The organism is Bartonella sp. DB5-6, assembly GCF_000278115.1.
GTDB classification, from domain to species: Bacteria; Pseudomonadota; Alphaproteobacteria; order Rhizobiales; family Rhizobiaceae; genus Bartonella; species Bartonella refiksaydamii.
The window spans coordinates 45,956-63,085 of the sequence record NZ_JH725123.1; the positions used below are offsets into that span (position 1 = coordinate 45,956).

Consider the following 17,130-nt stretch of genomic DNA (forward strand, 5'->3'; position numbering starts at 1 on the left):
CTCAACAACCGTACCCTTTTTTTCTACATATATAGCTGCAATGGGAGCAGAAAGAGAGGAATCTCCCTGAAAACTTTTTAAGTTATAAGTTTTATCTTTAATTGTGTGTTTCTCACCATCACTGCATCTATAAAATCCCGCCTCGTCATTACAAGAATTTCTAGAATTCGCATTAATATTAACGATTGGCAAAGAAAAAACCGCAGCAGCTATAAAAATAAATAAAGTCCTATAACCTTTAACTACATGAATCATAATTCTACCACAAATTCTTCCCCACCCTTTGTTAAGAACACACAACATCTGAAATAACGCTAAATTACATATTTGAAGAATCAGAAGTATAAAACTTAAATATTCATTTTATACTTTATATAACACTCTATATTTTTGTAAAACCTATCTTATATTTCACGGATATCTAAAAACGGTAGCGTAAACCACCAGAAAAACTCACTCCTGAGAAACCAGCTTTGGTAAGCTTATGCTGATAAGTCACGTCTCCATGCAAGGCAAATTTTGAAGATAATTGAGCATTAAATCCCCCCCCAATTTCTAGAGAAGAGCCAAAAGCACCCAATTGGAATTTATCTCCCAAATATACAAATTGTTTTCTTCCAAAATTATGAGCAAAATGAAGCTTCCCATTGAAAGAAACAACGTGCCCCATTTGAGATGCCGTAAGAGTTTTAGTCATACGTCCCCCAACACGCATCACCCACTGATCAAGTCCCCCCATCTTAATATCAAAACCATCGATATCAGACGTTTTATCAAATTGCAGATTTTGATAAATAACCTGAATCTGTGGTTCAAAAACAAGACCTTTATACCCTGCCATAAACGCTTTACCAAAAATCAATGAAGCGCTTAGAGGATTTCCTTTTAATGTTGCCGTCTTTCCCCTCGCAAGGGTAAGAACATCACCCTTAAACAAACCATAAGAAAGAAGACTATCTAGATAAGAACCCTCATCGTGCTGCATGCTGGCATACGCTGCAACAGACCATTTATCAAACGAACTTTTTTTGCTCTCTACAACATCCTGAGGTTGTAAAGCAATTTTTCCATATGTTCCTATAATTCCAAAGGCTGTAGTACGATGTGCGCTCTCAATTGCTTTGAGCGAAACACCCGCCTCTACAGCATTATAGTCAAGATTGCCTCTATAGCCATATTTAAGAGCAGAAAGATCTGCGCCATAATGATGGCTCCCGCCGTACCCTCGCATAAAAAAGGCAGAATTTCTGCCACTTTCTAAAAAATCTCCCGAAGCAATACGTAGTGCTTCCAACTGCTTGTTTTGATTGCTAATATCCATCAAGCCAGCACGAAACAAAGCATTTGGCAAGAGCAGATAGGTTGGAACTTGTGGTACAACCGCCTGAATTTCCCATTCAGGATAAAAAACAGAATCTGTAGAATCGGCTACAACATAATCACGGACAGCTCTAGATCCGATGGAACGTGATACACGCGAACGAGATACAGCCTTTTTCAACAGAGATGTTTTCGACTGATAATAACGAAAAGAATTCGGTATATACTCAGCTTCAAGACGAAAATCCCAAAAATCTCCATTACTCTCACCCGAATTTGGTTTAACCAACCTATTCTCATCTTTCGCTTTCCCAAGAGAAGAACTTGGACCATAAGCACGAAGACTATACCGATAAGGTGCCCCTCTTAGAGCTACGTAATTAGTCGCCAATTTAAAAGAATCTTCCTCTGCCTCTCCATAAACCTGAACAATTGAAACACTATGCGCATCTCTTTGCTCGTTTATGTTAAGACTTTCTCTTTTTCCTGAATTTGCTGACACTTCCATGACATGCACTTTGGTTTTTCCATACACGTTCCCATAGATTAAAAGTTTATCAGCCTTTATTCCTTTATTTTGACCATCTGTAGCAAGAGATGCATTTACAAGAAGGCGCGCACCACTCGCAACATAAGCATAATCTAAACCATTATCATCATCCAATTTTCCAACGCGAAGAGTCTGATACTGACCGCCTACTGGTTTCCTAAAAAAAATGGAACTATCAATGATCCTCATAAACGAAACAGATGAAACAGGCCATTTGCTATTTTTCCCTGGTGACAAAGTCCATTGCGATTTATTAGACAACTCAATTTCAGCATAAGAGCTTTTATCAACATGCGCTCTCCCTGCAAGAAAAGAAGCATCAGCCTCAATGGCCACATACGAGTTATTCTTAACTGCTAATAACCGATTAGCAAAAATACGTGAACCCTCCGATACCGTGATATAAGGAAATCTTCCAGCATCATCAATATAAACAGCCGTACCATCAGGAACTTTAAAGGTAGTATTTTTGAACTGAATCTCTCCTAATCCAACTAACAGCTCTCCTTCCATACGGCTCTCTTCGGAGGAATTTCCCTGAAAATGTAATCCAAAGGATTCTCGCCCTTTAATCGTAATATCTGAGCTTTCAAACACAACATTAGACATATTTTGTAAAGAACCATCATGAGAAAAAACTGCTTGCGCACTTTCACCTACTAAGCCATAAACATCGGTAATATCAACCTTACCATCCCTAACAAAAAGAGAACCGCCTTGCTCCACACCAAAAACTGCCTGATGCGTACCATTATTACGGACACCTACTTTTTTGCCACGTCCAGTAACGGAAATATTATCCAGAATGATCCTCTCATTTTGCTGCGCAACCACTTCTGATGTAATCGTTTTAGATTCTTTAAATTGTAAAGTCCCTTTAAATCCTAGCCCCTCAGTCTCTCCTACTTTAATGGCTAATTCATCAAACTTTCTTATGGCCATAACACCAGAAAAACCAATATCAGCGGTATATGTGTGAGATTCATCATTACCCCTAACCTTCCCAAGCGCATCACATGGATACAACTTTAAAAGGGAATTACCCAAAAGCTTAGAACTTTGCGCATAAGCATTTATATAGGGTATAAAGAAAAAAACAGACGTTATAAGGGTAAATGAACACACATTGTGTTTTAAGATTTTAATCATAATTTACTATAAACTTTCTTTTCTCAATCGCATTGAAAGCTGAAGAGATATATCTACCAATAAATACATTATGTTTTATTTCTATAATTCACTTTGAGTTATATGTAAAGCAAAAGTCAAAGAAGCAACACAATAAGGACGCAATCTATACTTGTAATTTTTACAGAAAAGAAAGAAGAAAATTAAAAATGATAGCTTAATCCGCCAGAAAAACGCGTTCCCAAAAAACCAGCTTTGGTAAATTTATGTTGGTAAATTAAATCACTATGAAATGTAACCTTTGGAGACAGTTGCGCATAAACGCCAAATCCGGCTTCTAGAAAAGAACCAAAAGCGCCCAACAAGAAAGTATCTCCCAAATGCACACGTTGTTTATCACTAAAATCACGAACAAAATGAAGTTTTCCATAGAAAGAAACAACATGCGCTTCTTTAATCACAGCCAGTTCCTTGATTAAACGTCCCCCAATACGCATCATCCAATAATCTGGGTTTCTCATTTCAATATTAAAGCCGTCAACATCATGTGTCTTATTAAACCGAAGATGTTGATAAACAAACTGTAACTGGGGTTCCAAAACAAAATTTTTACACCTCATCATAAACGCTTTACCAGCCGTTAACGAAACACTCAGAGGTTTTACCCCTTAATGTTGCCGTCTTGCCTCGTGCAAAGGTAAGAACATCCCCATTAAATAGACCATAAGATAACAGACCATCCATATAAAAGCCTGCGTCATGCTGCATGCTGCCATATGCTGTCACCGTCCATTTATCAAATGTACTTTCTTGGCATTGTTCAACATTCAAAGGCTGTAAAGAGACTTTTCCGTACGTCCCCATAACTCCAAAAGATGTAGTACTGTATGCACTCTCGATATTTGTCAGCAAAGTTCCAGCTTCTATAGCATTGTAATCAAGCTCGCCTTCATAACCATATTCAAGTGCGGATAAGTTTGAAACATAACGATGATTGCTGCCATAACCACGCACAAACAAAGCAGAATTTTTATCAACTTTCAACGATCGACGAGAAATAATCCGCAGTGTTTCCAACTGCTTATTTTGATTATTGATATCCATCAAACCAGCATGGAATAAGCTATTTGGCAAAAGGAGATAAGTTGAAACTTGTGGGACAACAGCTTTCACATTTCGCTTAAAATGGGAGAAAGGTTCAGAAGCAAGAACAACCTTAGGTAAACAGAAACACGATCTCGTTCGGAGACATCAGAGTCCCCCTCGGGCGTGACAAGAACAGATGCAAGAGCAAATTTATCATCCGACACGTTAGAAAGAACTAAAGGATGTTTCTTCAGAGTATCAACGTCAACAGGTCTAACGGATGTGGGAAAAGTAGCACCAGATGCAACAGAAATAGAACGAGAAGCAGACGGGCGACTCAAAACCTTCGATTCATTGACAAAAGCTCCAACGGGTGTAACAATCGGAAAACTTGGTGCAGCAGGAAGAAAAAGTGAAGGGCTTGGGTCTTCAGGACTTTTCCCAATTTTATGAAAAGCATCCTCATCTTCTACAACATCAGAAAGTAGATCCGGAAAAGAAGAGGGAGTATTGTTAGGAAGAATCCGACCAAACATAGGGAAATAATTAATAACAAATAAATCCGTGGGATCAGAAGAAGTAGACTGAATCATCTCACTCTCTAAGCGGAAATCCCAAAATTCTTCTTCGCCCTTAAGCACTCTTTGAGATGAGTCGGCCCTCCCTAAAGAAGAACTTGGACCATAAGCATGGAGGCTATACTGATAAGGTGAACCTTGCAGTGTAACATAACCACCGTTTAACTGAAAAGAATCTTTATTCGCAGTTCCATAAACTTGAATAATGGAAATCCCCTTGCTATTTCCGCGCTCCCCCGTATAGTCTCCTCTACTCCCCAAGGCGCCTTGCACACGTACTGTTGTTGTTCCCAAAACATCGCCATGAATTAAAAGCCGATCCGTTTTTTGCTCTTGAAGAGTCCCCCCTTTATCTAGATATGTATTGAGATAAAGATGCGCATTACCTTGCGCCTTATAAACCACACCTGATCCTTTTCCAACGAGAAGTGTTTTGTAAGCATCACCTGTTTTTAGTTCTTTAAAAAAAAGAGAACTATCAGCAAAATCTAGCGATGAAACAGATGAATAATCACCTAATTGAGAACCAGAAGAAGCAACATTTTGCAATTTTTTGTATTTTGGTCTCGATAAAATCCATTTTGAATCATTTTTTAATTGTAGCGTGGCAGTAGAATTTTTATCAACATACGTTCCCCCTATAAGAGTGGAAGCATCAACTGTAATTTTTACAGTGGAATTTTCCTCAGCCTTCAGCAATAAATCACCAAAAACTGTTGAATCTCGTGAGAGTTTAATAGAACTCTCAAATTGACGACTATAAATAGCAGCACTTTCTGGAACCATAAAAGACGTCTTTGTTAAATGGATAGCCCCTTGTCCGGGTAGGATTGTTTTTTCTCCATTAAATACAGCTTCCCCCAAAAAAAACGCATCCCATTAAATGCTGGATTCCTTACCATAACTGTGGAGTTTTTGATATGAGCAATATTATTATCATTCCCCTGTAATGAAAGACCATGAGTATTAATAACATTAATGCTCCCTTTCTGAAAAGTAATAAAACCACCACCTTGAAGCATATTAAGAGCAGAATCTTCACTATAGCGACCTGTATTCGTCACCAAACTTCCTCCTCCGGTAATAGAAACACCATCTAAAATAACTTACCGCCTCCTGCTGTTTGAACTCCGATACCATTTGTAAAATCAATCTTTCCTGCTTTCATCTCAATTTTTGCACTGCCTTGGCTAAAAAGACTTATCGCACCAGCTGTTGTTTTAATTTCTGCATTCCTTAAAAAAATAAAAGATTTCTCACTAGCTACGCTGATACCCATTCTGGTTGCGTTAATCACTCCATCTTGCATTTCAAAAGCTCCTCCCTCATCAACATCAGCACCTACTGACACATTATTTAAAATGGAATTGAACAGAGCAACACCTCCCCCCGTTGATGCTTTTACACCTGTTGTCCAAGAGCTTTTTCCTGAATAACCATTTGCATCCGAAACGCCGTTAATGATTATACCGTCTGCCTCAATGACAGTATCTTCCCCCCATGCCTCTATGGCTACCTCATGGCTTTCACCAGTGAGTTGATAATTTTTTTGGAGATTTCATGCATTTTACCATCATTACACCGATAAAATGGCTCACTGTCACTACATGAAAACTGAGCCTTCTTAGAAGATGACTTACTGTCATTAACATCGTGCACAAAAAAAAAATCGTTGTAAAAACACATAAAGAGAGATGATTTTTATATATTGTGGTCATAATTTTACTACAAACTTTCTTCCCCTTCCTCTAACAAACAAAAATAAGCGTCCTGCTTAATTACTTTAATTGCACACAACGCATAAAACACGTTATGTATTTTATTAATCCATTTTGTGTCTTATGTAAAGCGAAAATAAAAAATATCACAATCTAAAATTGTAATGTTCACAAAAAATACGTAAAAATACAATTTACAAATGTACACTGATCGGAAAAATTACCATAAAAAGCACTAAGAAACCCAACAAGAAAACATTTTAGCATTTTTAAGACATGTAAGGGGCTTGTTTTCAAAATTGCTTGCAAAATAACTCACAAATAGCAAAAAGCCACAAGTATAACTTGTGGCTTTTTAAAGAACTGACCTAAAACGTGATTACACTAAAACTGGTAGCGTACTCCACCAGAAAAACTTATTCCAGAAAAACCAGCCTTAGTCAGTTTGTGCTGATAAGCCAGATCACCGTGAAGCGCAAATTTTTGAGACAATTGCGCATTAAAACCTAATCCAGCTTCCAAAGAAGAGCCAAAAGCACCTAACTGGAAAGCATCTTTAAAGTTCACAGATTTTTTCTCTCCAAAACCATGCGCAAAATAAAGCTTACCATAGAAAGAAACAGGTTTCCCTCCTTCAGACACTGTAAGAGTCTTGCTCAAACGTCCACCAACACGTGCCACCCACTGATCAAGTTTGCCCATCTCAATGTCAAAACCATCAATATCACGGGCTTTATTAAATTGGAGATGTTGATAAACAACCTGAACCTGTGGATCAAAGACAAAACCTTCATACCCCGTTGCTAATGTCTGACCACCAATCAACGAAACACTGAGAGGATTAGCCTTCAATGTTGCTGTCTTGCCCCGTGCAAGGGTGAAAACATCACCTTTGAACAGACCATAAGAAAGAAGACCATCTACATAAAAGCCCGTATCATGCTGCAAGCTACCATAGGCCGTAGCAGTCCATTTATCAAAGGTACTCTTTTTGCTTTGTTCAACATCGCGAGGCTGGAGAGAAAGTTTGCCATAAGTTCCCATAACCCCAAAAGATATGGCACTATCAGCATTTTCAATCGTTTGTAGCAAGAGACCTGCCTCTACACCACTATAGCTAGCATCACTTCCGTAACCATATTCAAGTGCAGACAAATCTGAGGCATAACGGTAACTTCCACCATAGCCATACAAATATAAAGCAGGATTTTCATGAGTCCCTAACATTCCACTGGAAGTCGTCCGTAGCCTCTCCAACTGCTTGTTTTGATTGCTGATATCCATCAAACCGGCTTGGAAGACACTATTTGGTAAAGTCAAATAAGTCGGAACTTGCGGAACAACAGATCTTACTGCTCGCTCGGTATGAGAATAGGACCCAACCCTAGAGACAACATTTGCATCAAAACCACCAGACTTAACATAATCCTCTAAATTATCTTCATCATTTTTTACATTAGACACTGTTTCAGCATAAACATTGTTTACTGTCTCGCTACGAGCAGTATTTTCACTTGCTGTTTCTAAAGTTTGACTTGGAACGGGCACATTATTTACTTCAGCTTCACTCGTATCAACACCAGCTTTCTCAGCAGTATTATATCCAGAAACACGAGGCTCGACTTTTTGGCTTTCCAAACGAAAATCCCAAAATGCTTCATTCCCTTCAACTAATCTTTGAGAAGAACTTGCTTCTCCTAAATCAGATCTTGGACCATAAGCACGGAGTATATACTGATAAGGTGAATTGTTCAACGTAACATAACCGCCATTCAGCTTAAAAGAATCCTTCCCTGCTGTCCCAGAAACTTGGATAATCGAAATTCCTTGATTATTTCCATTTCCAGTAGAGCCCCCTGAGCTTCCAGAAACGCCTTGCACATGTACTGTCGTTGTTCCCTCAACATCACCATGAACTAAAAGACGATCTGTCCGTTGTTTTTCTTTAGAACCACCCTCATTTAAATACGTATTGAGATAAAGATGTGCATCACCCTGCGCTTTATAAACTACCCCTGTCCCCCTTCCAATGTGGAGTGTTTGATAATTACCAGCCTCACTGGAGTCTGGTTTTTCAAAAAGAATAGAACTATCGATAAGATGCACTAATGAAACCGATGAAGCACCCTTAGAGCTAGAACTTTGCAAGCTTTCATTTTTCGGTCGCGTTAAGGTCCATTTTGATCCATCCTTCAGCCGAAATAGAGCATCAGAGCTTTCATCAATATGAGCCCCCCCTATAAGTGTAGAACTCTCTTCAGCTACAAACTTCACAAAAGAATTATCCTCACCCTTCAGCAATAAATCTCCAGAAAGTGTAGACTTTTGTAATACAACACGCCCCCCAGATTTTTTGCTATAAATAGCCGCACTATTTGGAACCGTAAAACTGGTACCACGTAAAACAACACCCCCACGCTTTAATACGCCTTCCCTCGGCAGTAGAGCTTCATATAAACCAGCATCCCCCCAAACATAAGCACTTTTTTTCTCGGCCCCCTCTCCTAATCTCTTATAGCTCTCTAAATCCTCATTATTATAGTGCTCTTTCCCATCAAAAAGATAGATGCCATAAGATGTATTACCCTTCACTACAACAGTGGAATCGAATATATTAATGGTACCAACAACTCCTGGAAATGAAATGCCATGAGCATTAAAAACGTCGACCTTACCTCCATTAAAACGGATATGGCCAGAAAACTTGGACAACTGAAAAGCCGAGTTCTCACTATCATTTACATTCATCACCTGACCACCCGTTTGGGTAATGGAACCCGCCGTTAAATAAACAGATCCCGCATTAATTGCTTGAACTCCTACAGCATTTGTAAAGTCAATCTTTGCATTTTCTATAGAAACGTCTGCAAAATTACGGGCTACTACACCTTTCCAAGAGCTTTTATTCGAACTACCACTATTTGAATCTTCCTTAATAGTTATATTCCACCCTGTAATCTTTGTCTTGTACCCAGATGCTTCTATAATCGCTCCTTCAACATTATCTTTATCAGTTTTTTGATAAATTTTACCGTGAATGGAATGCTGTTTATCATCATTGCACCGATAAAATGAGGCATTTTCATTGCATGAAAATTGTTCTCTATCATTTTGCGCCTTACCACTAACAACAGCCTTAGCTTCAGCAGCGCGAGTTTCTACCTCAGCACCTGCATTGGGTAAAAAAAATAGGATAGCTGTTGTGAAAGCACATAATGAAAGATGTCCTTTAAATACCTTGTTCATAGTTCCACCGTTTCTTACCCTCTCATAAAAAAATACTCTGCCAAAATATTTTGACCACAAGTAACACATTTAATGCATTTTGCAACATATTAAACAAGAAAATAGTGTTTTTGTGTTTTTTTTGTAAATGTAAAAACAAAAAAATGTTGCAATTTAAAATTGTAATGTTCACAAAAAATACAAGTAAAACGATGTGAAATAAGAAATTTGGAAATTATTGAGCACAAAAATCCGCTCTCATTTTTCAAGAAGAAAAACTTCAAAAAAACTAAAAAAATCCAACTGAAAAGTGCATTCAAAATGCACAAGACATCTTTCTTCAAAAATATTAGGCAATAAAAACTTTTGAAGAAAATGAAAAAGCCACAAGCGATGCTTGTGGCTTTTGAAAAATTACCCAAAAACATAACGAAACTAGAATTGATAGCGCAATCCACCGGAAAAACTGGTACCAGAAAAACCAGCCTTAGTTAGTTTGTGCTGATAAACCAGATCACCGTGAAGCGCAATTTTTTGAGACAATTGCGCATTAAAACCTAATCCCGTTTCTAGCGAAGAACCAAGAGCACCTAACTGGAAAGCATCTTTAAAGTGCACAAACTGTTTTCCTCCAAAACCATGCGCAAAATGAAGCTTGCTATAAAAAGACACAACTCGTGCCTCATCGGTTGCAGTAATAGTCTTTGTCAAACGTCCACCAACACGTGCTATCCACTGATCAAGTTTGCCCATGTCAATATCAAAATTATCAATATCACGAGACTTATTGAAATGGAGGCGCTGATAAACAACTTGAATCTGTGGATCAAAAATAAGTCCTCTATCCCCTATTATAAACGCTTTACCAGTAGTTAACGAAGCGCTTAGAGGATTGCCCTTTAATGTTGTAGTCTTGCCACGAGCAAGAGTAAGAACATCACCCTTAAACAAACCATAGGATAAAAGACTATCAGCATAAAAGCCCGTATCCCACTGCATACCACCATATGCTGTTACTGACCATTTATTAAACATGCTTTTTTGGCTTTGTTCAACATCTAAAGGTTGCAAAGAAAGTCTCTCATAAGACCCGATAATGCCAAAAGAAGTAGCGCCATATGCATTTTCAACTGTTTGCGACAAAACACCTGCCTCTATGGAATTATAATCAAGCTCACCTCCATAACCATATTCAAGCGCGGAAAGATTTGATGCATAACGGTGATTACCACCATAACCACGCACAAAAAAAGCAGGATTTTCACGAATTTCTAACATTCCACTGGAAGTGGTTCGCAAAGCCTCTAACCGATTATTTTGATTGCTAATATTAATCAAACCTGCATGAAATAAAGCATTTGGCAAAAGCAGATAAGTCGAAACTTGCGGAACAACAGCCTTAACTTCCGGCCCAGGAGAAGGTTCTGGACTAGGTTGGGGAGTCGGAGCAGGTTTAGGACTGGGAGACGGCGCTGGTTCAGGTTTAGGACCAATATATCTATTTTCTAGACGAAAATCCCAAAATTTCCCGCTACCTCCAACTAATCTCTGACCCGAATCCGCTTCTCCCAAATCAGATGTTGAACCATAAGCATAAAGTTGATACTGATAAGGTGTATGTCCTAACGTGGCATAACCCCCTTCCAACTCGAACGAATCCTTCTCTGCCTTTCCAGAAACTTGAATAATGGAAATACCTTGATTATTTCCACCACTCCCCGTATGTCCCCCCAGACTCCCTGAAACACCATGCACATGCACTGTCGTTTTTCCAGAAACATCACCATGAATCAAAAGACGATCAGTTTTTTGCTTATCAAGTCCTCCTCCCTCATTTAAATGTGTGTTAAGATGAATACGTGCACCATCTCGCACCTCATACACTGCACCCGTTCCTGTTCCAATATTGAGTGTTTGGTAAATGTAACTCTGATCAGGTTTTGATTTTGTAAACTTAATAGCACTATCATTCATAAGAGTGACGTATGAAACAGATGAATTATTTGGAAAACTAGGTCCATTCTGTTCTCTCTTTTGCGGCTTTTGTAATATCCATGTCGAACCATTTCTCAAATAAAGTTCGGCTGTAGAATCATCATCAACAGAAGTACTCCCTTCAAGAGTAGAGGAATCTGCTAAAACTTTTACCAAAGCGCCCTTTTCAGCTCTTAATAATGAACGTCCTGAAAGAGTGCCCCGCATTAAATTAACAACTCCAAAAGTTTTGTAGGTACTATAAATAGCTGTACTATCTGGAACAGAAAATACCGTCTCTCTTAAATAAATATCCTCTGTTCTGGGTGGAGTTTTATCTTGGTCCAGATTCTCTTCATTCCTATATTCTGGTGATGGCTTCTGCCCCTTAAAATATATACCGTAGGAGTTATCTCCATTCACCATAACAGAAGAAGATTCTATATTAACCTTAGTTGTACGGTCACTTTTCAATAAGCTCTCAAGCGGCAAAATAGAATTAAAAATATGGACTGTATTTTCTGACAATATGCCATGGGTATTTGTAACATCGATAATGCCATCTTTAAAATTAATAGAACCACCTACACCCATTAAAAAAAACGCGTGATTTTTGTCCTTACTTCCCTTTCCAGTAATATTAACCTTCTCGAAATTTACCTTCCCACCTAATGCCGAAGAAATCCCATAACCATCTGTGAAGTCAATTGATCCACCCGCCATCGAAATTTCTGAACGGCCAGAACTCAAAAGACTTACCGTCCCCCCGCTCATCTTAATTTTTGTATCCTCTAAAAGAATAGATGCATTATTTATTGCCTCAACACCCTTATGACTTCCCTCAATATTTCCTTTCTTTATCTCAATTACTCCATTGTCAGCATAAAAAGCTGTACCTACATTCTTGAGTATTGGATTTTTCAAAACAATCTTTCCGTTCTCAAACACAGAAACACCACGCGTAAAAGATTTATCAGAAACCTCACTGTTAACAGTTATATTTTCCCCCATAACTGTCGTACCTATCCCCTTTACCATTATAGCAGTAGCATTAGAGCGCCCACCATTACGAGGAACTTCATAATACCGATACCTCATTGTATCCGTTTCACAGTTATCGCATATATAACTCAATCCATCATATACAATAAGCCTTTGTTTTTGATAAGAATATCTGATATAAGCTCTGTTAATCCCGCTCTCCCCGCTAAGAGGTTTAGATCCATTATTCCCGCTAAGGTTATCTCCTCTATCTCCGTCAAGAGGCTTAGAGCTATTATACTCATTAAGGTTACTCCCTAAAAACCTACTAAGGTCCCTATAGTCAACAAACCCACTAAAATCACTTCCGTTATATCCGTTCCTGTCGATATCTTTATCCGAATTGATCGTAATGGCACTGATATCTGTAAGAAAAACACCAAAGGGTACACTAACAACGGAACCCTTATCACCATTTTCCTTAGGCAGCCAACTAGTACGCAATGGGGTAACGCGAATATTATAAGGCATTCTCCCAGACTCTTCTGCATTTGCACCAACTACTAATCCATTTTGTAGCAAAGAAAAGATAGCCGTTGTGAAAGCACATAAACATACATGACTTTTAAACACTTTAATCATAGTTCCCTCGAAACTTTTATTCCCCTCTCATTGAAAACAAAAGCATTCGCGAAAACACCTCGGTGGACACCTCACAATAGAAAAAGGTGAAACCAAAAAGATGCATCAACTGCTCATTTGACCCGTGCAATGAATTATCCAGATAAACTTGGCTGAAGATCTACGCACAGTACAACAACCACTTATGAGAGAATAATCATCTAGCACACTTAATGAGTGTATAATACATTGTGCGTTTAGTGTAAAGCAAAATAAAAGCATAGAGTGCAATTAATTAAGTTCACAATCTATCATTGTGAACTTTAAAAAATTGACCAAAGATATGCATAAAAAAGTTATCTAAATCAGTAAAAACAAATTCTAAAAACCAGCGTTAAGAAGCATCTAGCATTATAACGGATAAACCAGATTACCATAAAAGTAGGATACTTTAAGATATTATACTCTAATACCAGCCTCCCCCTATCATTAAAGAGCCCCTATAAGTCAGTCACTGTATTGTGTCATTATCTCTAAAAATTTTAAGAGAATTTGTTTTAGTATAAAAAGATGCTTCCACACGAAAACAAACAGAAAAATATTGTGACTTCCGTATCAAAAAGGCTAGGACCTTTTAATAGCAACACAAATTGTTATAAAGCAAAAAGGCAGCACAATATGCTGCCTTTCCATAAAGATACATACTGGACCTTACACTAAAACTGGTAGCGTACTCCACCAGAAAAACTTATTCCAGAAAAACCAGCCTTAGTTAGTTTGTGCTGATAAACCAGATCACCGTGAAGCGCAAATTTTTGAGACAATTGCGCATTAACACCTAATCCCGTTTCTAGCGAAGAGCCAAAAGCACCTAACTGGAAAGCATCTTTAAACTGCACCGATTTTTTTCCTCCAAAACCATGTGCAAAATAAAGCTTACCATAGAAAGCAACAGGTTTCCCTCCTTCAGACACTGTAAGAGTCTTGCCCAAACGTCCACCAACACGTGCCACCCACTGATCAAGTCTGCCCATCTCAATGTCAAAACCATCAATATCACGGGCTTTATTAAATTGGAGATGTTGGTAAACAACCTGAATCTGTGGATCAAAGACAAAACCTTCATACCCCGTTGCTAATGTCTGACCACCAGTCAACGAAACACTGAGAGGATTAGCCTTCAATGTTGCTGTCTTGCCCCGTGCAAGGGTGAAAACATCACCTTTGAACAGACCATAAGAAAGAAGACCATCTACATAAAAGCCCGTATCATGCTGCAAGCTACCATAAGCCGTAGCAGTCCATTTATCAAAGGTACTCTTTTTGCTTTGTTCAACATCGCGAGGCTGGAGAGAAAGCTTGCCATAAGTTCCCATAACCCCAAAAGATACGGCACTATCAGCATTTTCAATCGTTTGTAGCAAGAGACCTGCCTCTACACCACTATAGCTAGCATCACTTCCGTAACCATATTCAAGTGCAGACAAATCTGAGGCATAACGGTAACTTCCACCATAGCCATACAAATATAAAGCAGGATTTTCATGAGTCCCTAACATTCCACTGGAAGTCGTCCGTAGCCTCTCCAACTGCTTGTTTTGATTGCTGATATCCATCAAACCGGCTTGGAAGACACTATTTGGTAAAGTCAAATAAGTCGAAACTTGCGGAACAACAGATCTTACTGCTCGCCCGGTATGAGAATAGGACCCAACCCTAGAGACAACATTTGCATCAAAACCACCAGACTTAACATACTGATTCTCTAAACGGAAATTCCAAAATTCTCCACCGTCCTTCTTAAATTTCTGCTGAACATGTTCCGGTTTCGAAGTCATTTCTGGACTATAAGAACGAAGAGTATATTTGTAAGGTGAATTCCCCAGCGCAACATAATTACCATCCAGTTGGAAAGAATTTTTTTCTGCCTTTCCATAAACCTGAATAATGGAAACACTATGCGCTATTTTATCACTTCCGTTGTTTTCTCCTACACTTCCAGAAATACTCACCACAGTTTTTCCAGAAACATCACCATGGATCAAAAGCCTATCGGATACTTGTTTATCCTTTGGAGCGTTAGGATTCAAAAGTGCATTGAAGGAAATAACAGAATTACCGGAAGCACTGTAGACAGTACCTTTTCCTTCTCCGATACGAAGTGTCTGATATTCCTCTCCGGATTCTGGAGCTATAAACTCAATTCTGCTGTCGACAAGATTTACAAAGGAAACACACGAACCCACGCAATTTGGATCAGGGGCTTGTAAATTCTGATGCACAGCCCTTGACAGAAGCCACTCTGACCCATTGGTCAAATCTAATTTAGCATAAGAACCTTTATCAACGCGCGCACCACCTGAAATAACAGAGCTATCAACCCAAAGCGATATATTGGAATTATTCTTAGCTTTCAACAGCAAGTCACCCGAAAGAGTTGTTCCATTTTCTAAAGAAACACGACCACCAGAATTATTACCATAAATAGCTATGCTTTTCAGTACTTCAAAATTGGTTTTTTTCAATGTAACCGTTCCCGATGTGCCAACAGGTGTTTTTTCCTGTACAGGTACGACGCCTTGCTTAATGCTCCTTGTTTTCCTAACAGAATTCCCATTCACAACCTGTTTCTGCCCATTTGCTGGTCTTTGTGTAGTACCATCAAAATATATACCATAGGATTTATCACCTTGCACTATAACACTAGAAGATTCGATATTAGCGTGATTCACAGAGGAGAGAACGTCTGAAGCGCCTTTCCTAATGTCGCCATCAGAACCCCTAATCCACAAAGCATTGGCATCAGTAGTAACATGTCCCTCAGCAAAATCAACAGAACCATTATTACTCAACAGAAAAGCCGCACGCCCAAACTTCTCTGCAACACCCGATCGCGCGTTTTGTTTTGTCGCAATAATGCTCACTTTTTTTAATGCAACATTTCCCCCAGAATCCGACCGAACTGCCACTCCCTCGGCAAGAGAAATCGTCCCTGTGTCCATGGTTATCTTACCACCATCACTAGCCAGAGCAGCTACAGCCAAATCTCCCACGACATTAATTTTCGTATGACTTAAGTCAACAGATGACCCTGATCCCGCCAAAGCACCCACATGGTGAGCAGTAACCGTTCCGTCGGCCATTTTGACCTTTCCACCTCTTTGCGCCTCAAGCCCAATCGAAGAAGATTGCACTGTTGTTTTTTGTTCCAAAACAATCTCTGCCGCCTCTTCCGCAAGCACAGCACTAACAGCCTGTAATTGAGTAGGATCAACATTATTTTTATCATTCGAAGAATCCGCACCACTAATGGTAGCACCCTCTAGCTTGATAACTGTATTTTGATTTTTTGCATGCACAGAATGCTGATTCTTATTACTTGCCTTTACTGTAGAATTTTTTATCGTATATGATTTGCCATCGCTACATGAATAAGGAGCAGACAACCCCTTCGTACCATTTCGCTCTGTATCATTACACTGAGAAGAAACAGCTTTTCCACCAGCATCTTCAACAGACACAACAACAGATTCCGCCTTTCTCCCTGAACCACCCAACGCAGAAGCAGACTCTGCAATTTCAGATCTCCCAAGTGTAGTGGGTTTCACAACCTCAGAATTCCCACGTGAAGAAGGAAGGGCAACAGTTGAAAGACTATTCTCTACATTATTAAGAGCGCCAGATCCTCCAAGACCAGAAGACAAAGGATCTTCAGATTCTTCAGATCTCAAAGATGTACCAGATGCATCATTACTCGTTATAACATCACCTTCTTCATCATCTTCATCATCTAAATCATCCTCATCCTCTCCGTCAGAGCTAGCAAGATCATTAGATGCAGAACGTTCTATAGACAGAGAACTTGCAGATGGCAGAGAAGAAGGAAGGGCAGCAGTTGAAGGACTATTCTCTACATTATTAGGAGCGCCAGATCCTCCAAGACCAGAAG

The 17,130-nt window shown here is 39.0% G+C and carries 8 protein-coding genes and 1 pseudogene; all 9 read right to left on the reverse strand.

The window, feature by feature from the left end; translation table 11 throughout:
* Positions 1-255, reverse strand: a 255-nt coding sequence (locus MCO_RS10905; protein ID WP_040299123.1) for a hypothetical protein, incomplete at its 3' end; no start/stop codon positions are given.
* A 166-nt stretch (positions 256-421) separates the two neighbouring features.
* A complete protein-coding gene (locus tag MCO_RS08625) occupies positions 422-3,019 on the reverse strand; it encodes an autotransporter outer membrane beta-barrel domain-containing protein (protein WP_007553928.1) in 2,598 nt (865 codons plus the stop codon).
* A 182-nt stretch (positions 3,020-3,201) separates the two neighbouring features.
* A pseudogene (locus tag MCO_RS11370) lies at positions 3,202-4,183 on the reverse strand (autotransporter outer membrane beta-barrel domain-containing protein); the annotation flags it as partial.
* Entirely contained in the window at positions 4,168-5,448 is a 1,281-nt protein-coding gene (locus MCO_RS11375; protein WP_007553932.1) for a hypothetical protein, read from the reverse strand. The pseudogene MCO_RS11370 and the gene MCO_RS11375, both read right to left, overlap by 16 nt.
* A gap of 14 nt (positions 5,449-5,462) precedes the next feature.
* Positions 5,463-5,729: a hypothetical protein gene (locus MCO_RS11380; RefSeq protein ID WP_245256865.1), complete on the reverse strand. Its 267-nt coding sequence runs from the start codon at positions 5,727-5,729 to the stop codon at positions 5,463-5,465.
* Between the two features lie 29 nt (positions 5,730-5,758).
* A complete protein-coding gene (locus tag MCO_RS11385; protein ID WP_245256866.1) occupies positions 5,759-5,971 on the reverse strand; it encodes a hypothetical protein in 213 nt (70 codons plus the stop codon).
* A gap of 793 nt (positions 5,972-6,764) precedes the next feature.
* Positions 6,765-9,626 (reverse strand): autotransporter outer membrane beta-barrel domain-containing protein, encoded by a 2,862-nt coding sequence (locus tag MCO_RS08640; protein WP_007553935.1) that lies wholly within the window; start codon positions 9,624-9,626, stop codon positions 6,765-6,767.
* Positions 9,627-10,040: 414 nt separating this feature from the next.
* Positions 10,041-13,202 carry an autotransporter outer membrane beta-barrel domain-containing protein gene (locus MCO_RS08645; protein WP_007553936.1) on the reverse strand — a complete coding sequence of 1,054 codons (3,162 nt, stop codon included), beginning with the start codon at positions 13,200-13,202 and terminating at the stop codon, positions 10,041-10,043.
* Between the two features lie 695 nt (positions 13,203-13,897).
* The coding region (locus tag MCO_RS08650) for an autotransporter outer membrane beta-barrel domain-containing protein (protein WP_007553937.1) at positions 13,898-17,130 on the reverse strand (3,233 nt) is incomplete at its 5' end.